At 59.7% G+C, this 20763-nt stretch carries 19 protein-coding genes; 13 read left to right on the top strand and 6 right to left on the bottom strand.

The window, feature by feature from the left end; genetic code table 11:
- The first annotated feature begins 13 nt into the window (after positions 1–13).
- Positions 14–667, top strand: coding sequence for an alginate O-acetyltransferase AlgF (locus KL786_RS01300; RefSeq protein WP_215516463.1), 654 nt, complete (start codon positions 14–16; stop codon positions 665–667).
- 185 nt (positions 668–852) lie between these two features.
- The gene (locus KL786_RS01295) at positions 853–2304 is read left to right on the top strand and encodes a mannose-1-phosphate guanylyltransferase/mannose-6-phosphate isomerase (RefSeq protein ID WP_215516462.1); all 1452 of its coding nucleotides are present in this window, start codon (positions 853–855) and stop codon (positions 2302–2304) included.
- A gap of 79 nt (positions 2305–2383) precedes the next feature.
- Here KL786_RS01295 and KL786_RS01290 read toward each other — a convergent pair whose 3' ends face one another.
- The gene (locus KL786_RS01290) at positions 2384–4996 is read right to left on the bottom strand and encodes a dermonecrotic toxin domain-containing protein (protein ID WP_215516461.1); all 2613 of its coding nucleotides are present in this window, start codon (positions 4994–4996) and stop codon (positions 2384–2386) included.
- Between the two features lie 276 nt (positions 4997–5272).
- Here KL786_RS01290 and KL786_RS01285 point away from each other — a divergent pair, with 276 nt between their 5' ends.
- The 4 genes from KL786_RS01285 (at position 5273) to KL786_RS01270 (ending at position 8639) form a co-directional block, all read left to right on the top strand.
- A complete protein-coding gene (locus tag KL786_RS01285) occupies positions 5273–5737 on the top strand; it encodes a multidrug transporter (protein ID WP_090291978.1) in 465 nt (154 codons plus the stop codon).
- 20 nt (positions 5738–5757) lie between these two features.
- Positions 5758–6570 carry an SDR family oxidoreductase gene (locus KL786_RS01280; RefSeq protein ID WP_215516460.1) on the top strand — a complete coding sequence of 271 codons (813 nt, stop codon included), beginning with the start codon at positions 5758–5760 and terminating at the stop codon, positions 6568–6570.
- A gap of 91 nt (positions 6571–6661) precedes the next feature.
- A complete protein-coding gene (locus KL786_RS01275) occupies positions 6662–8017 on the top strand; it encodes an AAA family ATPase (protein WP_215516459.1) in 1356 nt (451 codons plus the stop codon).
- Positions 8010–8639 (top strand): HNH endonuclease family protein, encoded by a 630-nt coding sequence (locus KL786_RS01270; RefSeq protein ID WP_215516458.1) that lies wholly within the window; start codon positions 8010–8012, stop codon positions 8637–8639. The genes KL786_RS01275 and KL786_RS01270 overlap by 8 nt, the downstream gene beginning before the upstream one ends.
- A gap of 2 nt (positions 8640–8641) precedes the next feature.
- On the opposite strand, the gene KL786_RS01265 is transcribed toward KL786_RS01270, so the two are convergent.
- A complete protein-coding gene (locus tag KL786_RS01265) occupies positions 8642–9499 on the bottom strand; it encodes a LysR family transcriptional regulator (RefSeq protein ID WP_215516457.1) in 858 nt (285 codons plus the stop codon).
- 111 nt (positions 9500–9610) lie between these two features.
- Here KL786_RS01265 and KL786_RS01260 point away from each other — a divergent pair, with 111 nt between their 5' ends.
- Complete coding sequence (locus tag KL786_RS01260) at positions 9611–10801, top strand: MFS transporter (RefSeq protein WP_215516456.1); 1191 nt, start codon at positions 9611–9613, stop codon at positions 10799–10801.
- The gene (locus KL786_RS01255) at positions 10798–11202 is read left to right on the top strand and encodes a DUF4440 domain-containing protein (protein ID WP_215516455.1); all 405 of its coding nucleotides are present in this window, start codon (positions 10798–10800) and stop codon (positions 11200–11202) included. The genes KL786_RS01260 and KL786_RS01255 overlap by 4 nt, the downstream gene beginning before the upstream one ends.
- Before the next feature lie 110 nt (positions 11203–11312).
- Here KL786_RS01255 and KL786_RS01250 read toward each other — a convergent pair whose 3' ends face one another.
- The 4 genes from KL786_RS01250 to KL786_RS01235 are packed head-to-tail and all read right to left on the bottom strand — an operon-like array spanning position 11313 to position 16080.
- Complete coding sequence (locus tag KL786_RS01250) at positions 11313–12173, bottom strand: efflux RND transporter periplasmic adaptor subunit (RefSeq protein ID WP_154842399.1); 861 nt, start codon at positions 12171–12173, stop codon at positions 11313–11315.
- A 10-nt stretch (positions 12174–12183) separates the two neighbouring features.
- Positions 12184–12384 (bottom strand): DUF1656 domain-containing protein, encoded by a 201-nt coding sequence (locus KL786_RS01245; RefSeq protein ID WP_215516454.1) that lies wholly within the window; start codon positions 12382–12384, stop codon positions 12184–12186.
- Complete coding sequence (locus KL786_RS01240) at positions 12374–14557, bottom strand: FUSC family protein (RefSeq protein WP_215516453.1); 2184 nt, start codon at positions 14555–14557, stop codon at positions 12374–12376. Before KL786_RS01240 ends, KL786_RS01245 begins: the two co-directional genes overlap by 11 nt.
- A gap of 11 nt (positions 14558–14568) precedes the next feature.
- Positions 14569–16080 carry an efflux transporter outer membrane subunit gene (locus KL786_RS01235; protein WP_215516452.1) on the bottom strand — a complete coding sequence of 504 codons (1512 nt, stop codon included), beginning with the start codon at positions 16078–16080 and terminating at the stop codon, positions 14569–14571.
- 181 nt (positions 16081–16261) lie between these two features.
- Between KL786_RS01235 and KL786_RS01230 the strand changes: the two genes are divergently transcribed.
- The 5 genes from KL786_RS01230 (at position 16262) to KL786_RS01210 (ending at position 20748) form a co-directional block, all read left to right on the top strand.
- Positions 16262–17230 (top strand): LysR family transcriptional regulator, encoded by a 969-nt coding sequence (locus KL786_RS01230; RefSeq protein ID WP_215516451.1) that lies wholly within the window; start codon positions 16262–16264, stop codon positions 17228–17230.
- A gap of 119 nt (positions 17231–17349) precedes the next feature.
- Entirely contained in the window at positions 17350–18324 is a 975-nt protein-coding gene (locus KL786_RS01225; RefSeq protein WP_215516450.1) for a 2-hydroxyacid dehydrogenase, read from the top strand.
- 183 nt (positions 18325–18507) lie between these two features.
- Positions 18508–19410, top strand: a complete 903-nt coding sequence (locus tag KL786_RS01220) for a chemotaxis protein CheV (protein ID WP_215516449.1) — start codon at positions 18508–18510, stop codon at positions 19408–19410.
- A 3-nt stretch (positions 19411–19413) separates the two neighbouring features.
- Entirely contained in the window at positions 19414–19896 is a 483-nt protein-coding gene (locus KL786_RS01215) for a GNAT family N-acetyltransferase (RefSeq protein ID WP_032860028.1), read from the top strand.
- A gap of 108 nt (positions 19897–20004) precedes the next feature.
- Complete coding sequence (locus KL786_RS01210; RefSeq protein ID WP_215516448.1) at positions 20005–20748, top strand: YkgJ family cysteine cluster protein; 744 nt, start codon at positions 20005–20007, stop codon at positions 20746–20748.
- Positions 20749–20763: the final 15 nt, after the last annotated feature.

Here is a 20763-nt window from a genome sequence, read left to right as displayed (position 1 = left end):
AGAGGTAACTCACATGACTTTCACTACTACTCCTCGTCGTCTCGCCAAGACCCTAGCCCTGGCCGCCGGCATGAGCTTCGTGTCGATGTCCGCCTTCGCCGGCGACGCCGCCCTCTACGGGCCCATCGCGCCGAAAGGCTCGAGCTTCGTGCGCCTGTTCAACGCCAGCAACCAGGAAGTCAGCGCCACTGTCGGCAACACCGCCTTGAGCGACGTCGCCCCGCTGGCCAGCAGTGACTTCAGCTTCCTGCCGGGCGGCGACTACAGCGCCAAGGTCGGCAGCCAGAACGTCACGGTCAAGCTGGCCGCCGATCACTACTACACCCTGGTCAACAGCGGCACCGGCCAGCCGCAACTGATCGAAGAACCACCGTTCAAGAACAAGCAGAAATCCCTGGTGCGCGTGCAGAACCTCAGCGACAAGGCCCTGACCCTGAAGACCGCCGACGGCAAGACCGACGTGGTCAAGGCCGTGGCCGCCAAGGGCCGTGGCGAGCGCGAGATCAACCCGGTGAAGGTCAGCCTGGCGCTGTACGACGGCGACAAGAAAGTCGGCGACGTGAAGCCGGTGGCGCTGGAGCGTGGTGAGGCGGCGGTGCTGTATGTCACCGGTTCCGGTTCGAGCCTGTCGCCGGTGTGGGTCAAGCGCCCCGTGTCGACCCGCTAACAACTTCCCTGAGTTGAGACGCCCCTTGTGGGAGCTGGCTTGCCTGCGATAGCGCCTTCAAGGCCGCCATCGCAGGCAAGCCAGCTCCCACAGGGTCCGCGTTTCGACTCGGGACACGAGACAAAAACAAGAGTGAAACGACTGAACTTCGTTGCTCTAACCCATACAGATTCAAGGAGAAACCCATGATCCCAGTAATCCTTTCCGGTGGTAGCGGCTCACGTCTTTGGCCGCTTTCGCGTAAACAGTTCCCTAAACAGTTCCTGGCCCTGACCGGCGAGCACACGCTGTTCCAGCAAACCCTGGAGCGCCTGGTGTTCGAAGGCATGGACAGCCCTATCGTGGTCTGCAACAAGGAGCACCGCTTCATCGTCAACGAGCAGTTGAGCGCACGCAAGCTGGAGAGCCAGCGCATCCTGATGGAGCCCTTCGGCCGCAACACCGCGCCGGCCGTGGCCCTGACCGCGATGATGCTGGTCAATGAAGGCCGTGACGAACTGATGCTGGTCCTGCCCGCCGACCACGTACTGGACGACCAGAAAGCCCTGCAACGCGCCCTGGCCCTGGCCACCGTGGCCGCCGAGCGTGGTGAGATGGTGCTGTTCGGCGTGCCGGCCACCCGCCCGGAAACCGGCTACGGCTACATCAAGTCCACCAACGACTCACTGCTGCCCGAAGGCGTCAGCCGCGTGCAGCAGTTCGTCGAGAAGCCGGATGAAAAACGTGCGGTGGAGTTCGTCAAAAGCGGTGGTTATTTCTGGAACAGCGGCATGTTCCTGTTCCGCGCCAGCCGCTTCCTCGAAGAGCTGAAAAAGCACGACCCGGACATCTACGACACCTGCGTACTGACCCTGGAGCGCAGTGAACATACCGCCGATACCGTGACCTTCGACGAAGCCACCTTCGCCTGCTGCCCGGATAATTCCATCGACTACGCGGTGATGGAGAAAACCCAGCGCGCCTGCGTGGTCCCGCTCAGTGCCGGCTGGAGCGACGTGGGCTGCTGGGCCTCGCTGTGGGCGGTCAATGACAAGGACGCCAACGGCAACGTGACCAAAGGCGACGTGGTGATCCAGGACAGCAAGAACTGCATGATCCACGGCAACGGCAAACTGGTGTCGGTGATCGGCCTGGAAAACATCGTGGTGGTGGAAACCAAGGACGCGATGATGATTGCCCACAAGGACAAGGTCCAGGGCGTCAAACAGATGGTCAACACCCTCAACGAACAGGGGCGCAGCGAGACCCAGAACCACTGCGAGGTCTATCGCCCGTGGGGCTCATACGACTCGGTGGACATGGGCGGGCGGTTCCAGGTCAAGCACATCTCGGTCAAGCCGGGCGCATGCCTGTCACTGCAGATGCACCACCACCGCGCCGAACACTGGATCGTGGTCAGTGGCACCGCCGAGGTGACCTGCGACGATAACGTGTTCCTGCTCTGCGAGAACCAGTCCACCTACATTCCGATTGCCTCGGTGCATCGCCTGCGCAACCCCGGCAAGATTCCGTTGGAGATTATTGAAGTGCAGTCGGGCAGTTATCTGGGAGAGGATGATATCGAGCGGTTTGAGGATATCTACGGACGTTCAACCCCGGTTGAGCGTGGAGTATCAATGAAGACTATCGCCCAGTAACCCCCGCAAAAAAACAGCCGCCCATCACTCGCTGCGTCCCCTATCCGCAGCGAGTGATGGGCGGTTTTTCTGTTTACGATCAAGCGGTGTACGGCGTCTCGCCGCGAGAAATGACTCGATTCATGAGTTCACCGTTGGAACCGCTCTTATATTGCAACGGAATGGAGAACGGCGTATCCACATAAAAAATATGCGGATGGCCGGGGACTTGCACCAACTCCAGACCGGTGGTGTTTACTTCGTAATAATTCGTCATCTTACTCAACGTTTTGCCATATCGGTTACGCCCGAAAATAATCTCGGATATAACCGCTGTTGGCTTATCTTCAGGTGCAAGGTCGGTAAAGTAATGCCTGCCCTGCCCTCTAGGCAGAGGGCCACCTTTCAAATCGGTAGAGGATGGTGAAAAAAAACGGTCTGCGGCGAAACCGGAATGACGACTTTGGTTATTGTATTTGTAAAACATGTTCTTGCCTTTGACGGGGGGTTCCAACGTCGCTTTTTCACCGGGAAAGGCTTCAGGCAACTTGGGACGTTTCGAGGCGGATTGTCCATCGGAAGTGGAGCGTCCTGAAGAACTGCCCGGCTCAGCAGGGCGTTTTTGGCCAGTACTCACCTCCGTGTCGCTTCCGTTGATTCCACCCAGCATCCTGCTCGCGCGCCACTCGCCATTAGCAACTGCGCCGACTGTCAGTATGGGGTTGCCACTCTGGGGATCAATAATCTGGACATAGTCGTCGCTGAGTTTGAAATCACTCTTGATCTCATACGTTTGGGCGATACCTGACTGATCCGTATAACGGATAAACCAACGGTCTACTCCCAACTCATCCTTGAATTGATAAATACCTTTGGCATTAACTGTGCTTTTGGCGAGCAATGACTCGCCATCCACAACCGCGTAGGCACTGATATTGCCTGCCTGTGACGGTTGCAGCCGATTGGGTGCTTCGACACCAGCGTTGCCAGGGGTGGATTCAGACGCGGGCTCATCGGGGGGTTCAAGGGTTGGCGGCTCTTCTTTGGGTAGCGCAAAAGGGTCTTCGGCTTTTGAACTGGCCCCCATAGAAGAGAACAGAGCGTTGAGCATCCCATCGAATGCCTTCGACGTCCCCTCGTGACGCTCAGCCTGGGTGTCGCCCGAGACTTCTTTTTCGGCACCCAGTGCGACCTCTGTGAGGCTTGTGAAGAGCGCGGCGGCGGCGACCGGAACACCCAGCGGCGCCAGTTTGACCAGCAATCCTGCGCCGACCGAAATGTCGTTGAGCCAGGTGTCACGCGTAACCTCGCTGTTGGATTGGATCGCGGTGTCAGCATCATTTTTCATGCGCTGCTGGCTTAGATTCGCCATGTGACTGAACACATCGCCCTTGATCGCGAAGTTGCTACGGTCAATGACTTTGCCTTCCTGGTTGCTGACGCTTCCCGTACCGAGGCTTTCCAACGACGCATCGACGCCTTCTTCCGGGCGAGCTTCAGGGATCAAGCTGGTCAGCGGTAGCACTATATCAAGGAGTGTCTTCCAAAATCCCCCGCTCTCGTGGTTCTGCCGGTCAGCCAGAGTGAAGTGCGACTCCAGGGCTTTGCGCAACTGGGGCGTCCTGCCTTGATCGCTGACCCATTGATCCATTTTTTTCAGCGAAGTGAATTTGAGAAAGGCTGGCTCAGCATCAGGGATGTAGAGGATTTGCACTCCGTCCAGACGACCGTTGACGTATTTCTTGGGCCCCTCGCCCGGCAGGGTAAAACGCACAATGTCATTTGATTTGAAGCCATTAATATCGAAGGCATGGGCCTGGACATCACCTGTTACCGGGGATATCGCCTGCAATTGTTCGAAGCTCACGGGCTGGTTTTCAGGTACCTCTTCACCGTTAACAGCCCTCATCAGCTGTTTATAATCGCTTTGGGTGAACTGATGTTCGGGCGGTTGCAACGCTCGTTCGACAGGTAACTTGGCCTCTTGGGACTTGAGTTGTTCGCTTGCCTTATAGATAAATACGCCTTTCAGCACAGTCCGATAGTTATCGGCGTGGTCTTGCCAGAAGTCGTCAATTGTTTGCGACATTATCGTCTGGAAGTCGGCCTTCCATAGGGCCTTCATAAAGTCGGAAGGCGCCAGGGGGATCTCGTTATGAGCACCGTAACCAGCTTTTGTGCTTTGTCCGGGGCCGTCTGTATATAAACCTGCTTCCGAATCCAGAGTGCCGGGGATCCCGTCGTATTCAGAAAAGTTCTTCAACACCGCATCGGTCAAACTGATTGAAGAGGTGGGTTCTTCTTTCATGTGCTCCCAACCGGTAGCCGTTGCTGCTGATTGCGTACCGTTAAAACGATTCAAATAGGTCTTGTCGGCGTCCACATGCTTGCCGGTCAACTTGAACACGATTTCTTGCGCACATCTTTTGGCTTCTGCGCGCACATCTGGAAATGTCGCAGCCGTGACTAGCGCAATATTTTTGAATTTGGCTTTCTCGACATTGGCCTTGGCCGCTTGCTCGCTGATGGCTGCGTAACCATTGGTGGCGCCTATCGGTTCCGGGCCTGCCAGTGTCAGCGAGTGGTGGTTGTCCACATCACCGATGCTGCGGGTTGATCGTGTACTGGATGCCGGCGTTCTTGGGCTGCTCTCTTCGGTAGGAACAAAGGAGCGGTAGGCTGCAAGAGAAAAACTTTGTGCATGTACGCTCATAGTGTTGTTCTCGGCAAGTATTAAGAAAGCCGCAGAGCAACATCATCAGTCTGTGGCTGTATCTATATGAGTGAGGCCAACAACACCATCAATTCCAGTACCAAGGTAACGTGGAATGTCCGCTGCCTGGCCAAGTGGCCTGAGCGCCACTCACTTTTGGAAGGCGACATCGAGCGGTTTGCTGCCATTGATAGATGCTCCTGACCAGAGGCATCTCGATAGGCAACCGCACCCTGTCAACGGTACGATGGCCCATCCACCCGCGAGGCTGCCCCTATGTTCTTCGGCGTTCTACTGATCATCACCTGGCTGATCCTGCTGCTGCGCTATCCCGCCAAGGCGTTGCCAGTATCCCTCGCAGCTGCCGTGGGCCTGGGCTTCGTGGCGATGTGGGTGGTCTGGCTGGACAACCGCGAAGCCGCGCAACTGGCGCGCCTGGAGTTGCGCATCAGCTACGCCCCCGAGCAATGCCCTGCCGATCGCCCCTTGCAGCTCAAACTCAACAATGGCAACGATGTGCCCCTGACCGAATTGCGCTGGCGCGTCGCCGCCTACGCGCCGGGCGATACGGTCAACCTGGCCGACAACGTCTATGCTGCCCCGCGCTATCGCGGCCCCGGCGAGTTGCAGGCCGGCGCCACCTGGGAAGATTGCCTGCCGATGCCGCCACTGCGTCCCGGCTATCGCCCGCAAACCCTGGAGTTTCGTGCCGAACGCCTGCAAGGCAGCTTCTCCGACTAATACCCACAAAGGATTGATCCATGCCCAACGTGCTTATCACCGGTTGCTCCAGCGGCATTGGCCGCGCCCTGGCCGATGCCTTCAAGGTTGCCGGCTATGACGTATGGGCCAGCGCCCGCCGTCCCGAAGACGTCGCGACCCTGGCGGCAGCCGGCTTCAAGGCCGTGCAGCTGGATGTCAACGATGGGGCGGCGCTGGCGCAACTGGCCGGGCAAGTGGGCGAGCTGGATGTACTGATCAACAACGCCGGCTACGGCGCCATGGGCCCGCTGCTCGATGGCGGTACCGAGGCGATGCAGCGCCAATTCGAGACCAATGTGTTCTCCATCGTCGGCGTGACCCAGGCGCTGTTTCCAGCCTTGCGCACGCGCAAGGGGTTGGTGGTGAATATCGGCAGTGTTTCCGGAGTGCTGGTCACCCCGTTTGCCGGGGCCTACTGCGCCTCCAAAGCCGCCGTCCATGCCCTGAGCGATGCCCTGCGCATGGAGCTGGCGCCGTTTGGCGTGCGGGTCATGGAAGTGCAGCCGGGTGCGATCAACACCCGTTTTGCCAAGAACGCCGGCACCCAGGCCGAATTGCTGATCAACGAACAATCGCCATGGTGGCCGTTGCGCGAAAGCATCCGTGCGCGCTCCCAGGCTTCCCAGGACAAGCCAACCCCGGCCAGCGTGTTTGCGGCGGATGTGCTCAAGGCCGTGCAACAACCTGAACCACCGCGCCTGCTGCGCTCGGGCAATGGCAGCCGGGCGTTGCCGTTGATGGCGGCGCTGTTGCCCAAGGGGTTGCTGGAAACGATATTGAAAAAGCGGTTTGGGTTGAGCGGTGTGTTGTAAGCAACCATGAAGCCTACCTGCCAAAACCCGGGATGAGTGCCATACTCGCCGCCTGCCTCTAGAATCTGACTGGCCCCACAAGGGTAATGCGATGGAAATCAGAAAAATTCGACTTAATAATGTCGGTCGTTTTACCGACTTGGAAGTCGCCTTTGCACCTACCGAAAAACATGCGTCGAAGGTGACTGTGTTTGTCGGGAATAATGGGGCGGGGAAGACAACGATTTTGAAGTCGCTAGCCACGTCATTAAGTTGGCTGGTAGGGCGCATTCGCACCGATAATGGCGGTGGCAGTCCCATCCAAGAAGATGTGATTACAAATGGTGAGCGATTCGCCTCAATTGATGCTGAAGTCGGCGGTGTAACTCACACGTCAGCATCAACTTCCGCGACCTACTCATGGACACTCGCTCGCACCTTGCGAGGGCATAAAGCAAAGGCAAATAGTTCTCTTACTAAACTAACCGAACTGGCTGAGCTCTATCGCCTTCATATAGGGTTGATTGACGACAACGGCTCACTTCCACTTGTGGCCTTCTACCCTGTCGAAAGGTCTGTCCTTGACGTTCCACTAACAACCCGAAAATCCGACAAACCATTCGACCAATTTGATGGATACGAAAACGCTCTAAATGGTGGCGTAGATTTCGGACGTTTTTTTGAATGGTTCCGTGACAGGGAAGACACTGAGAACGAACAGGGAATATCCTCAGCCGTAATGGAACAGTTGAAAAAAATCTCTAGTTCGGATGAAAAGTTAGTATCTGAACTAAAAAGCCTGCATCTATCGTCACGCGACCCACAGTTAAATGCTGTGCGAGCCGCCGTCTACAAGTTCATGCCTCACTTTAAAAACCTTCGAGTCCAACGAAAGCCTAGATTGCATATGGCCATCGATAAGTTAGGCAATACGCTCAATGTTTCTCAGCTTTCTCAAGGTGAAAAATCACTGATGGCACTTGTCGGCGACATTGCTCGCCGCTTGGCAATCATGAACCCGTCATTAAGCAATCCGCTTGAAGGTGCCGGTATTGTCCTAATCGACGAGGTAGACCTCCATCTTCATCCTCAGTGGCAGCGCCGCCTGATCCACCAGCTCACTGAGACCTTCCCCAACTGCCAATTCATCCTGACCACCCACTCTCCACTGGTGATCAGCGATACCAAGGACATCCTGTGCTACGTCCTTGACGACGGTGAATTGGAAGAACGCAACGGTCTCTATGGCCTAGACGCAAATCAGGTCTTACTCGACGTCATGGACACCGATGCGCGCAACAGCGAGGTCCAGGACCGCCTGGATCGTTTGCTGGATCTGCTTCAGGACAAAAAATTGAAAGAAGCCAAGGCTCTTTTCGAAAGTCTTTCGGCAGACCTTCCCTCCGGTCATATCGAGCTGACCAAAGCTGCCCTTCTGATTCGCAAGCAGGAGTTGCGCAGTGCGTAAGATCACCAAAGGGCATGAACCAGCAGCACTGACGCAATGGAAGCGCGCACACCCGAATGGTCGCTATCCAGAATTAACGCACAAAGAAAGAAGCGTAATACGCCAAGCATGCATAGAAGAGCAATACGGCCTATGTGCTCACTGCTGCGATGCAATTACGCTGAATAGTGCTCACAATGAGCATATAGAGGCACAGAGAGAAGCCCAAAACCGCACGGTGGACTTCTCCAACATCGTAGCGAGCTGTAATCGACTTAAACAATGCGGGGATGCCCACGCGCATCAACCATTGCCCCTCACTGCGTTGATGGATGAGTGTGAAACAGAGTTGAAGTTTTATATTTCAGGGCGAGTGGAAGGTTTGAGTCCAAGAGCTATCACGTCTATTCAGGTTCTGAATTTAGGGGATAGCCGCGAGAAAAACCGGGCGTTGTTCAATGATCGACGAGACATCATCAGCGCGCTTCTTTTCAACAGCGGCATGGATGGTTCTGACCTCGAGATAGAAAACATCGATCTGCTGACAATTCTTGAAGAAGAGCTGCAACAACCCGATGAGAATGGACAACTCAAGCCATTCTCTCCGATCCTGATAAACGTGATTCGCCATATCAGCGCCTGACACTACCCCTTCATAAAATCAATAAACGCCCGGACCTTCAGAGGCAAGTGTCGGGTATCCGGATACATCGCGTAAATGCCTTGCACGGCGAAGCAATGGTCTACCAGCAACCGCACCAATCGCCCAGCCTCCAGGTCATCCTGAACCAGCCATTGTGGCAGGATTGCCACGCCATGGCCGCGCACGGCAAAAGCTTGCAGGACGGCCGCGCTGTCGGCCGTGAGCGCCGTAAAGCCGGGACAATATTGATGCCCGCCGCCCGCCGGATCGATCAGGCTCAGTTCCGTCAAACGGCCATGACCCAGCTTGGGCACATGCTCCAACTCATCCAACGTTTTTACCCAGGCAAACGCTGGCGCCGCTACCGCAAACACCTCGAACGTCGACAACTGCACCGCTCGATGATTGGAATCCAGCAGCCGCCCCAACCGAATCGCCACATCAAAGCGCTCGGAGATCAAATCAGCATGGGTAGAGGATGTGGATAAGTGAATGTTCAAGTCCGGATGCTGACGACGAAAAGCTTCCACTGCCGGGGCAACCACGGCCAGCGCATATTCCACTGTGGTGGTGATGCGCAGGGTACCCTTGAGTTGGGCATGCTCCGAGCGGGCTTCTTCCACGGCCAATTGCGCCTCTTCGAGCACACGGGCACAACGCAGGTAAAAGCGCTCACCGGCATCGGTCAGCGCCATCTGGCGGGTGTTGCGGGTCAGCAAAGTGACCCCGAGTTCAGCTTCCAGACGCTTGAGGTTGAAGCTGACCACGGCGCGGGTCTGGCCCAGTAGATCGGCCGCTGCCGTGAGCGAGCCGGCTTCGACCACGGCCTTAAAAGTATCGAATCGGTCCAGGCTGACCATAAGCCACGCCCCCTTTTGTCAAAATATTTTTGACAAACTAACAGCCAAACCAGCGTTCCCCAAGCATCCGCAGCACTCTACCCTGCCGGGATTGAATGCAGGAACGCCCTGATGACCTACCGCTCGAAAGTCGCCTGGATCTTTTTACTGGGTTTTACCCTCGACCTGGTGAACATGTTTGTCGCCACCATTGCCTACCCGGATATCGCCCGCGAACTGCAGGCTTCGGTCACGCAATTGGCGTGGGTCAGCAATGCCTACATGCTCGGCCTGACTGCGATCATTCCCATGAGTGTGTGGCTGGCCGCCATGCTGGGGGAAAGAAACCTGATTGCCGTCAGCCTGCTGCTGTTCGCCGCTGCCTCGGTGATGGTCGGGCAGGCGAGCTCGATTGAAGCGCTGATCGCTTGGCGCGGCCTGCAAGGGTTGGGGGGTGGCTTACTGATCCCGGTGGGCCAGGCAATGGCGTACCGGCACTTTCCCCCAGCAGAACGCAGCCAACTCACCGCCAGGGTGATGTCCGTCGCGTTACTGGTACCAGCATTGTCCCCAGCGCTGGGCGGGGTGATCGTCGACAATGTGTCGTGGCGCTGGATTTTCTACGCCAACCTGCCACTGGCGCTGCTGACTTTACTGCTGGCTCTGCTGTGGATAAAACCCGACCAGCCAACACATGTTCGCCCTGTGCTTGAGCTGGGGGGGCTTTTCATCCCCCTGAGCAGCCCGCTGCTACGGGTGGCGATGCTGGTCTATCTATTTATTCCCGGGGTCTTTATCGGCACCAGCCTGATTGCCATCCTCTACCTGCGCGGCCTTGGATACGACGCGACACGCACCGGGGCCCTGATGCTGCCATGGGCAGTGGCGTCGGCCATGGCCATTTACCTCAGCAAAAAGCTGTTCAACCGCTGTGGGCCCAAGCCATTGCTGCTGGCGGGCATGGTGCTGCAATGCAGCGGTATTGTGCTGCTGAACACCGCCGAACCTGCGCTGATCATTCTTGCCTACGCCTCGATGGGCCTGGGCGGCAGCCTGTGCAGCAGCACTGCACAGACCCTGGCGTTTCTCGATGTTCCCGTCGACCGCATGGGCCATGCCAGCGCGCTGTGGAATATCAATCGGCAAGTCAGCTTCTGCCTGGGTGCCGCAGCGCTCAGCGCACTGTTGTCGGCCTTGGAATCCTTCACCATAACCTTCACGATAGCGGCAGCCCTGACACTGCTGCCACTCTTGGCAGTGCTGCACCTGGATGCTTCCAGAGTCCGCACGCTGCTTCACCCCGCCAGCGAGCCGCAACGATGATTGACTACAGTGATTTTTTTGAAGAAGTGATCCAGACCCACATAGAAATCGAGCAATGGTTTGCCGGCGTGGCACCCGAAGGCACGCTGCAAAACCTGCTTGCGCGCTTCTCCCCCGAGTTCAGCATGATCGCCCCCGCCACCGGCGCACGGGTCAATGCCGCCGGGGTCAATGCCCTGTTCACTCGCCTGGGCGGCATGCGGCCCGGATTGAAAATCACCTTGAGTGAACTGGCAGGCATTGACCGACATGCACGCGGGGCCACGGTGACTTACCGCGAACATCAAGTTGATGACAACGGTACCCGGACAGACCGCCGCGCCACCGTGGTGTTCGAGAAACAAGCCAGTGGCACGCTGCTGTGGCGCCATCTGCACGAGACCTATATCCAGGGCCAATAACTCCTCCTGTAGGAGCTGGCTTGCCAGCGAAAATCGTCAACGCTAACGCGGAGCACCAGGTACCCCGCGTTGTTCTCAGGCTCTTCGCCGGCAAGCCGGCGCCTACAGGTTTAGTGTTGCGTCTGGTTCACGATCACCGTGCAGGTTATCCCCGCCGCCAGCAGCACGCCTTCCGGCACTTCATCGATATGAATGCGCACCGGCACACGCTGGGCCAGGCGCACCCAGTTGAAGGTCGGGTTCACGTCGGCGATCAGTTCGCGGCTTTCAGGGTTGTCACGGTCGTAGATGCCGCGCGAGATGCTTTCCACATGGCCCTTGAGGGTTTCGCCGCTCATCAGTTGCATGTCGGCTTTATCCCCCACTTTCACATGGGGCAGCTTGGTTTCTTCGAAGAAGCCATAGACCCAGAACGAGTTCATATCGACTACTGCCATCTTCGCCTCGCCGATGCGCGCGTAATCGCCGCGATGTACGTTGAGGTTGGTGACATAACCATCGACGGCCGCCACCACGTGCGTGCGTTTCAAATTCAGCTCCGCCGCTTCCAGTTGCGCCAGGGCATGCTGGTAGTCGGCCAGGGCCGAGTCGGCGATGTTGCTGGCGTCGTCGCGGTTTTCCTTGGAGATCACCAGGGCGTCGAGGTCGGCGCGGCGGTGCGCATTGACCTTGCGCATCTCCCAGGTGGCCTTGCGTGACGCCACCAGTGATTGCGCCTGTTTCACCGCAATGCGGTAGTGCTCGGGGTCGATCTGCATCAGCAGGTCGCCCTTTTTCACCAACTGGTTGTCGCGCACCGGCACGTCGACCACCTCGCCAGTGACGTCGGCAGCGACGTTGATGATGTCGGCGCGCACCCGGCCATCACGGGTCCACGGGGTTTGCATGTAATGCACCCACAGCGTGCGGCCAATCCAGATCGCCAGGGCCAGGACCAGCAATGTCGCAAGCAGGCTGAAAAACTTTTTCATCAGGGCATTCTCAACGGTAGATGGTCAGCGCCATGGCGCCGAACAGGCAAACAAACAGGCTCAGGCGCAGCAACGCCGGGTGCCAGAAAAAACGGTACAGGTCATAACCCGCCAGGAAGCGATCCAGGGCCCAGGCCAGCCCCGCGGCAATGAAAAACATCAGGGTCATGGTCGGCATGTAGATGCCGTGGAACGCGATTTCACGAGGCATGGGCGACTCCGGAAGGCTTCAGGGCAGCCAGGGGCGATTGCGGGTCCAGCAGGGACGTGCGGATAAAGTGCAGGTAGCTTTTCACCCGGCGCAGGGCCGAGGTGTCGAAGTGCGGGGCGAAGGGTTCGTCGGTGGCTTGCACGCGGCTGATCGCGTGATCGACCGCGATCAAGGCGCGCTCAAGATTGCTCTGGCCGGGTTGCAGGAACAGCCGCACCAGCGAGCGCCCCATCACCCGGATCGCCTGGCGCCAGGGCTGGGATTCGGCATACGCCGGATGCACCGGCAGGATCGCCTGTTCCTTGCGCAACTCAATAATGGCGTGGCCGACTTCCAGCACCACGAACATCCAGCGCAACAGGTTGCGCTGCACCTGCGGTTGCCCGGCGGCCAGGCCATAGGCCTGGTGCAGCAGGTCACGGGTGCGACTTTCGAAACTTGACGCCAGGCCCTTGAGCTTGCCGCTGATCGCGTACACCACTTGCTCACGCAGGTCGCGCTCCAGGCGGCGCCACAGCCAGGGGCTGTTGGGCGGCAGGATGATCGCGCCCGCCGCCGCACATACCAGCATGCCGAGGATCATCGCGATGTAATCGTTGATAAAGGTGTAGGGGTTGTAGATCGTCAGGTTATCCGGCACGGAACCGGTGCTGAAAAAAATCAACAAGCCCAGGCCAACCCCGGCGTATTGCGGCCGCGACGACAGGAACGCGCCAAGCACGATCACTGGGGCGAGCATCACGCAGAGCAAGGGAAAGCCATCGATCCAGGGGAACACGAAGAACATTTCGACAAACCCCACCACCGCGCCGATCAAGGTGCCGCAGGCCATCTGAAAGGCCATGCGCTTGGGGTTCGGCGTAGCGGCCGACAGACCCACGGTGGCCGCCGCGATCAGGGTCATGGTAGCGCCGCTGGGCCAGGCGGTGGCCACCCAGTAACTGCCGAGGACGATCAGAATGAATGACGCGCGAATCCCCGAGGCGGCGCAGGCCAGCCAGTTGGTTTTGGGGGTGTAGGCTTCATCCCAGTGCTCGCGCTCGTGGCTGTGTTCGGCCAGGGAGGCGTGGGTCTGCGCATAGTTGTGCAAGTCATCGACAAAGCGGTACAGCAACTCGTAGGCAGTATGGAAATCCAGTTGTTCGGCGTCGCTCGGCCCGCTCTCCTGAAACAGCGCCCGCAGGCTGCGCACCTTGGCGGGCAGGCCCTCTTTATAAGCGGTGAGTTGGCTCACTAGGCGCGCCGCATCGGGGCTGGTCAAGGCTCGTCCGCTGAAGCCATCGAGCAGTTCGGCAAGGTCCTGCAAACCGGGTTTGATGGCCACCACCACATGGTCGGCAGCGTCGCTGCGCAGGCGTTCGAGCAACTGGTGCAGGGCATTGAAGCGCGTGGTGATGCCCATGAACTCGCTGTTCAAACGACTCAGGCGGCCGTTGCGCCGGCGCATGTGCGGGTCCTCGAACACGGTGACGCTGCGCAACCCTTCCAGGCCCACGGCTTCGGCGATAAAGCGCACATTGCTGCTTTCAAAACCCTCGCGCTGGCTGCGGCCACGCAGGCCATCGGTGACGAACAGGGCGAAGGTGCCGAAGCGCTGGTACAAGGCGTTGCGCATGGCCGCGCTGCTGGTTTGCGGAAGGATTGCGGCACTGACCAGGGTCGCGCAGAGAATCCCCAGGGAGATTTCCAGCACCCGCCATACAGCCGCCATAAATGCGCCGTCCGGGTGGGCCAGCGCCGGCAAACCCACCATTGCCGCCGTGTAACCGGCCAGCACAAATCCGTAGGCGCGAAAGTTACGGTTGCGCGTCGCACCCGCCGTGCACAGGCCAACCCAGATCGCCAGCGAGCCAAGGAACAGCTCAGTGTTTTGCGCAAACAAGGCGATCAACAACACCATCACCGCAGAGCCTGCGAGGGTGCCGAGGAAACGATAGAAACTCTTGGCGAACACCTGGCCGCTTTGCGGCTGCATCACGATAAACACGGTAATCATCGCGGTGCGCGGTTGTGGCAGTTCCAGGCGCATCGCCAGCCACAGGGTGAGAAACGCGGCGATCAGTACTTTGAAGATATACACCCAGGTCACGCCATCACTGCGTGCCCAGTCGAAAAAGCCACGGCGCCATTCCAGGGAATGCAGCCAACGCAGCGGTGCAGGCAAGGGAGTCATGGGAAACCTGATCAGTGATCGAACACGGCCAGTGCCGCCGGGGTCTTGCTCGGGAGGGTCTTGTCCGGGGCCGGGGCATCGCTGCCCGCGCCAAGGCCACCGCCCAGGGCGGTAACCAGCTCGGCATGGGCGCTCAGGCGCGCAGCCTGGACCTGTTGCTCGACCTGTTGCTGACGAAACAGCAACGTCTGGGCGTTGAGGACATTGAGGTAATCGGTCAGGCCGCGCTGGTAGGCGATCATCGCGATGTCATAGGTTTTCTGCGCCGAGGCCACCGATTCGGCGGCGAATATTTGCTGCTTGGCCATGGATTCGCGGCGGATCAGTTGGTCGCTGATGCCCTTGAGCGCATTGACCAGGGTCTGGTTGTAGCGAGCCACGGCAATGTCGTAGCCGGCGCTGGCCTCACCCAATTGCGCGCGCAGGCGGCCGCCGTCGAAGATCGGCAAGGTGATCGCCGGGCCGACGCTGTAGTTGAGCTTCTTGCCGGTGAGGAACTCCAGCATGCCGCCGCCGGTGGCGACGTAGCCGAGGCTGCCCACCAAGTCGACATTGGGGTAGAAGCCGGCATGGGCCACGTCGATCCCCCGGGCCTGGGCCGCCACTTGCCAGCGGCTGGCGACCACATCGGGGCGCTGGCCAAGCAATTGCGCGGGGAGTGCCGACGGCAGTTTCAGCGGTTCGCCGAGGGCCAGGGTCGGTCGCTGCAGTTTCGCGCCCTCCCCCGGGCCCTTGCCGGCCAAAGCCGCCAGTTGGTTGCGGGTCAGGGCGATTTCTTCGTCGAGGGCGTCCAGTTGCCGGTGGGTTTCGGGCAATGGGGTCTGCGCCTGGCTGACTTCAAAATGCGTGCCGATGCCGCCATCCAGGCGCTTTTGCGCCAGGTCGAGGATCTGCTGTTGCTGGGCCAGGGTGGCGGCGACGATATCGCGCTGGGCGTAATGCAGCGACAGTTGGATATACGCGCGCACCACGTTGTTCTGCAATTCCAGCTGGGCCTGGCGCGCTTGGGCGACACTCATATGGGCCAGGTCCACCGCGCGCTCAGTGGCGTTGCGCTCGCGCCCCCACAGGTCAAGGGCGTAGCTCAGGCCCAGGGCGGCGTTGTTGTCCCAGGTGGTGGAGTCGTCCAGTTTGCCGGGGCCGTAGAACTGATCGCTCGGCCAGTTGTGGCGCTTGAGCGTGGTATCCCCGTTGATCTGCACGGCCTCGGCGGACTCGGCCAGCCCGGCCATGGCCCGCGCTTCACGCACCCGCGCGGCGGCTTCGGCCATGCTCGGGCTGCCTTGTACGGCGAGGTCGATCCAAGCATTGAGTTGCGGATCACCATAAACCTGCCACCACTGGGTGGTCGGCCAGTGGGCATCCCGGGCGGCGCTCTGGATCGCGTCGTCGGTGGCCAGGGTATTGGCGGCGAGGCTCTTGCCTTGGGGGGCAACGCCTCCGGTTCCGATGCAGCCGCTGATTGCTAACGATAAAGCCCAAACACTGAGAGTCTTCAGCTCTCTGCTGATGCGACGCGGCACTGCTGCGAATTCCTGAGGTGGTGTTGCGGGGACGGTGCGGCAATTCTAGGGGGCGCAAGGAATGGCGATAAGGTGGGATTCCTGTGAATCTTTGTTACCGTTAAGGCGATAATCCATTGGTCGGGCTCACTCGCCCCCGTAACTTCGTGTCACAATTTGCCATCTCCCTTGAGAGCACCCCATGGACACTTTGCAAAACATGCGCGCCTTCAGTTGTGTCGCCGAAGCCGGCAGCTTCACCGCCGCCGCCGTGCAACTGGACACCACCACGGCCAACGTCTCGCGCGCGGTCTCCAATCTGGAGGCCCACCTGCAAACCCGTTTGCTCAACCGCACCACCCGCCGCATTGCCCTGACCGAGGCTGGCAAGCGCTATTTATTGCGTTGCGAGCAAATCCTGGCCTATGTCGAGGAAGCCGAAGCCGAGGCCAGCGACGCCCATGCGCGCCCCGCCGGGCAGCTCAAAGTGCACACCATGACCGGCATCGGCCAGCATTTCGTGATCGACGCGATTGCCCGCTATCGCCGCACCCACCCCGATGTGACCTTCGACCTGACCCTGGCCAACCGCGTGCCGGACCTGCTGGACGAGGGCTACGACGTGTCCATCGTGCTCGCCAGCGAGCTGCCGGACTCAGGGTTTGTCTCCCAGCGCCTGGGGATCACCTACAGCATCGTCTGTGCCTCGCCGGCCTACGTCAAAGCCAACGGCTGCGCGCAGCGCCCCAGTGATCTGCTCAACCATGCGTGCCTGCGCCTGGTCAGCCCGGTGATCCAGTTGGACAAATGGGTGTTCAACGGCCCGGATGGCCAGGAAAGCGTGAGCATCAACAGCTCGCCATTTTTGGTGAACTCCGCCGACGCGATGAAGACCGCGATCATCAGCGGCATGGGCGTCGGCCTGCTGCCGGTGTACGCGGCCATCGAAGGCCTGCGCAATGGCACCCTGGTGCGGATGATGCCGACTTACCGCTCCCAGGAACTGAACCTGTACGCCATCTACCCGTCGCGCCAGTACCTGGATGCGAAGATCAAGACCTGGGTCGAATACCTGCGCGGCTCGCTGCCGGAGATCCTGGCGGCGCACCAGGCGGAGTTGGTGGCGTATGAGTTGAGTGGGAGTCTGGGGGCAGTGCGCCTTACAACCTGATTTGGAACACGGGCTCCCAAATAGTGGAGATCCCACATTGGTTACCCGGTGTCCTGACAAGTGTGTGCAGGAATGTTAGCTTGCTTGGCATTCTTCCCTGCCGATGAGCCTCACTTGCGATGAAAAAGACTGTCCTCGCCTTCAGCCGTGTCACCCCCGAGATGATCGAACGTCTGCAACAGGACTTCGAGGTCATCGCGCCCAACCCCAAGCAGGGCGATATCAACGCGCAATTCAATGAAGCCCTGCCCCACGCCCACGGTCTGATCGGCGTCGGCCGCAAGCTGGGCCGGGCGCAGCTTGAAGGGGCGAGCAAGCTGGAGGTGGTGTCCAGCGTCTCAGTGGGCTACGACAACTATGACGTGGACTACTTCAACGAGCGCGGGATCATGCTCACCAATACCCCCGATGTGCTGACCGAAAGCACCGCCGACCTGGCCTTCGCCCTGCTGATGAGCAGCGCCCGTCGCGTGGCCGAGCTGGACGCCTGGACCAAGGCCGGGCAGTGGAAAGCCAGTGTCGGCGCGCCGTTGTTTGGCTGTGATGTACACGGTAAGACCCTGGGCATCGTCGGCATGGGCAATATCGGCGCCGCCATCGCCCGCCGTGGGCGCCTGGGCTTCAATATGCCGATTCTCTACAGCGGCAACAGCCGCAAGAGCGTGCTGGAACAGGAGCTGGGCGCGCAGTTTCGTAGCCTGGACCAGTTGCTGGCCGAGGCGGATTTCGTGTGCCTGGTGGTGCCATTGAGTGAAAAGACCAAGCATCTGATCAGCCACCGCGAGTTGGGGCTGATGAAGTCCAGTGCAATCCTGGTGAACATCTCCCGGGGTCCGGTAGTGGACGAGCCCGCACTGGTCGAGGCCCTGCAAAACCACACCATTCGCGGCGCCGGGCTGGATGTGTATGAGAAGGAGCCGCTGGCCGAGTCGCCGCTGTTCCAACTGAGCAATGCGGTGACCTTGCCACATATTGGTTCGGCCACCCATGAAACCCGCGAAGCCATGGCCAACCGCGCCCTGGACAACCTGCGCAGCGCATTGTTGGGCCAGCGCCCGCAGGATCTGGTGAACCCGCAGGTGTGGAAAGGCTAAGACACAACACACCCCACTGTAGGAGCGAGCTGGCTCGCGAAAAACATTAACGATAACGCGTCTATCCTGAATAAACGCGGCGTCCTCGGGTTTTTCGCGAGCACGCTTGCTCCTACAGTTTTTTGTGCCTGCGTCGATAACCTGCCATAGAAGATTGTTATCCCTGATCCACAGAAGGTTTTTATGTCCACCACCAAAGCCCGCGCAGATTCACTCTCGCTTCTGCTCTTTACCTTGCGCAGCGGCAAGCTGATGGCCATCAACCTGCTGAAAGTCAGCGAAATCATTCCCTGCCCGCCGCTGACCAAGCTGCCGGAGTCCCACCCCCACGTCAAAGGCATCGCCACCCTGCGTGGCGCGGCCTTGTCGGTGATCGACCTCAGCCGCGCGCTGGGCGAGATGCCCCTGCAAGACCCCGACGGCGGCTGCCTGATCGTCACCGACGTCAGCCGCTCCAAGCAGGGCTTGCATGTGCAGGCCGTGAGCCGGATCGTGCATTGCCTGACCACCGATATCCGCCCGCCGCCCTTTGGCTCCGGCGGCACGCGCTCGTTTATCACCGGCGTGACCCAGGTGGATGGGGTGCTGGTGCAAGTCCTGGACATCGAAAAAGTCATCCATGCCATCGCCCCCGCCCAGATCGAAGTGGCCCCCACCGACCTGACCATGGAAGAGGCCGAAGTGCTCGGCCATGCACGCATCCTGGTGGTGGACGACAGCCAGGTCGCCCTGCAGCAATCGGTACACACCCTGCGCAACCTCGGCCTGACCTGCCACACCGCACGCAGCGCCAAGGAAGCCATCGACGTGCTGCTGGAACTGCAAGGCAGCGCCGGGCAGATCAATGTGGTGGTGTCTGACATCGAGATGTCGGAAATGGACGGTTATGCCCTCACCCGCACCCTGCGCGAAACCCCGGACTTCCAGGATCTCTACGTGCTGCTGCACACCTCCCTGGACAGCGCGATGAACAGCGAAAAAGCACGCCTGGCCGGTGCCGACGCGGTATTGACCAAGTTCTCGTCGCCCGAACTGACCAAGTGCCTGGTTGTCGCGGCCCAGACCGTGGCGCAGAAAGGCCTGTAGACGGTGACAGAGTATTACCAACTGCTACGCCGCGACCTCACTGGCAGCCTGCCCGCACCGCAGTGGCCGGCCGATACCCGCCTGGATCATTACCGCGAAGAGCTGGCCCCGGCGATTCATGCGGTATTGCGCATGACCCAGGAACAGGGCGGTGGCCGCGTCGCCAACCTGGACACCTGGCAGCAGCAGTTCGTCACCGACGCAGAATTCGACCCCACGCTGTGCCTGGTGGCCAGTAACGGTGATGGCATTCTCGGCGTCGCACAGTGCTGGACCAGTGCCTTTATCAAGCACCTCTGCATACACCCCTGCGCCCAGGGCCAGGGCCTGGGGCGCGCCTTGTTGCTGCATAGCTTCCAGGTGTTCAAGCAGCGTGGCGAACCCTATGTGGACCTCAAGGTACGCGAGAGCAATCTGCGCGCACGTCAGTTGTATGAGAGTGCGGGCATGGTCTTTGTCCTGCGCGATGTGGTGCCGCAAGACTGACAGGCACTGGCGCATAACTTGCTTCCAGAGTCTCTGAACGGCGGATAGAGGTAAAAACCCGTCACCGTCCTAGAGCGCCCTCTGACCTGGCCTGGTAGCAGATCCTCCATGAATACTCAGTTTTCCTGCGTAGGTTGCGGCAAATGCTGCACCGACCACCATGTACCCCTGACCCTCGACGAAGCCCGCATGTGGGCGGCAGACGGTGGCAATGTCATCGTTCTGGTGGAAGGCTTCCTGGGCAACGGCCTGGGCCTGCCACTGCAGCAACGCGAGCATGCCGAACGGCGTTCGGTGGTGGTGCCCAGCGGCAAAACCCAAGCGTTTGTAGCAATCACCTTTGCCGCCTACAACGCCGGGCCCTGTCGGAATCTTGACGCAGACAACCGCTGCGGGATCTATGAGCGTCGCCCGCTGGTCTGTCGCATCTACCCGATGGAGATCAACCCGCATATCCCGCTGAACCCGGCCGCCAAGGATTGCCCGCCGCACGCCTGGGAACAGGGCCCGGCGCTGATCGTCGGTGGCGAACTGATGGACCTGGAACTGGCAGAGTTGATCCGCCGTTCCCGCCAGGCCGACCGTGACGATGTGCAGACCAAGGAAGCGGTGTGCGCCCTGCTGGGGATTCGCACCACCGCGCTCAAGGGCGATGGCTTTACCGCGTACCTGCCGGACATGGGCGCCTTTGCCCAGGCCATTGAGTTGGCGGTGGAGCAACCCGCCGAGGTCAATGAATGGGTGTTTCATGTGTCCGGGATGGACATTGCCGAACAGTTGCTGGACGCCGGGGCGCAGATAGCCACAGAAGTACCAGCCAACTATGCGTTTATCTCCCTGCGCGCTGCCTGACCTGGCACGGGCAAA

It is taken from the genome of Pseudomonas sp. TAE6080 (assembly GCF_018732265.1).
Lineage (GTDB): Bacteria > Pseudomonadota > Gammaproteobacteria > Pseudomonadales > Pseudomonadaceae > Aquipseudomonas > Aquipseudomonas brenneri.
This window is presented reverse-complemented; position numbering and strand designations above follow the sequence as displayed.

Bases quoted from the DNA above. Each gene is read 5' to 3' on its own strand.
- KL786_RS01225 (WP_215516450.1), top strand. From the start codon at position 17,350: ATGAAAAAGACTGTCCTCGCCTTCAGCCGTGTCACCCCCGAGATGATC.
- KL786_RS01220 (WP_215516449.1), top strand. From the start codon at position 18,508: ATGTCCACCACCAAAGCCCGCGCAGATTCACTCTCGCTTCTGCTCTTT.
- KL786_RS01280 (WP_215516460.1), top strand. From the start codon at position 5,758: ATGCCCAACGTGCTTATCACCGGTTGCTCCAGCGGCATTGGCCGCGCC.
- KL786_RS01290 (WP_215516461.1), bottom strand. From the start codon at position 4,996: ATGAGCGTACATGCACAAAGTTTTTCTCTTGCAGCCTACCGCTCCTTT.
- KL786_RS01255 (WP_215516455.1), top strand. From the start codon at position 10,798: ATGATTGACTACAGTGATTTTTTTGAAGAAGTGATCCAGACCCACATA.
- KL786_RS01210 (WP_215516448.1), top strand. From the start codon at position 20,005: ATGAATACTCAGTTTTCCTGCGTAGGTTGCGGCAAATGCTGCACCGAC.
- KL786_RS01240 (WP_215516453.1), bottom strand. From the start codon at position 14,557: ATGACTCCCTTGCCTGCACCGCTGCGTTGGCTGCATTCCCTGGAATGG.
- KL786_RS01245 (WP_215516454.1), bottom strand. From the start codon at position 12,384: ATGCCTCGTGAAATCGCGTTCCACGGCATCTACATGCCGACCATGACC.
- KL786_RS01295 (WP_215516462.1), top strand. From the start codon at position 853: ATGATCCCAGTAATCCTTTCCGGTGGTAGCGGCTCACGTCTTTGGCCG.
- KL786_RS01265 (WP_215516457.1), bottom strand. From the start codon at position 9,499: ATGGTCAGCCTGGACCGATTCGATACTTTTAAGGCCGTGGTCGAAGCC.
- KL786_RS01300 (WP_215516463.1), top strand. From the start codon at position 14: ATGACTTTCACTACTACTCCTCGTCGTCTCGCCAAGACCCTAGCCCTG.
- KL786_RS01285 (WP_090291978.1), top strand. From the start codon at position 5,273: ATGTTCTTCGGCGTTCTACTGATCATCACCTGGCTGATCCTGCTGCTG.
- KL786_RS01250 (WP_154842399.1), bottom strand. From the start codon at position 12,173: ATGAAAAAGTTTTTCAGCCTGCTTGCGACATTGCTGGTCCTGGCCCTG.
- KL786_RS01230 (WP_215516451.1), top strand. From the start codon at position 16,262: ATGGACACTTTGCAAAACATGCGCGCCTTCAGTTGTGTCGCCGAAGCC.
- KL786_RS01260 (WP_215516456.1), top strand. From the start codon at position 9,611: ATGACCTACCGCTCGAAAGTCGCCTGGATCTTTTTACTGGGTTTTACC.
- KL786_RS01275 (WP_215516459.1), top strand. From the start codon at position 6,662: ATGGAAATCAGAAAAATTCGACTTAATAATGTCGGTCGTTTTACCGAC.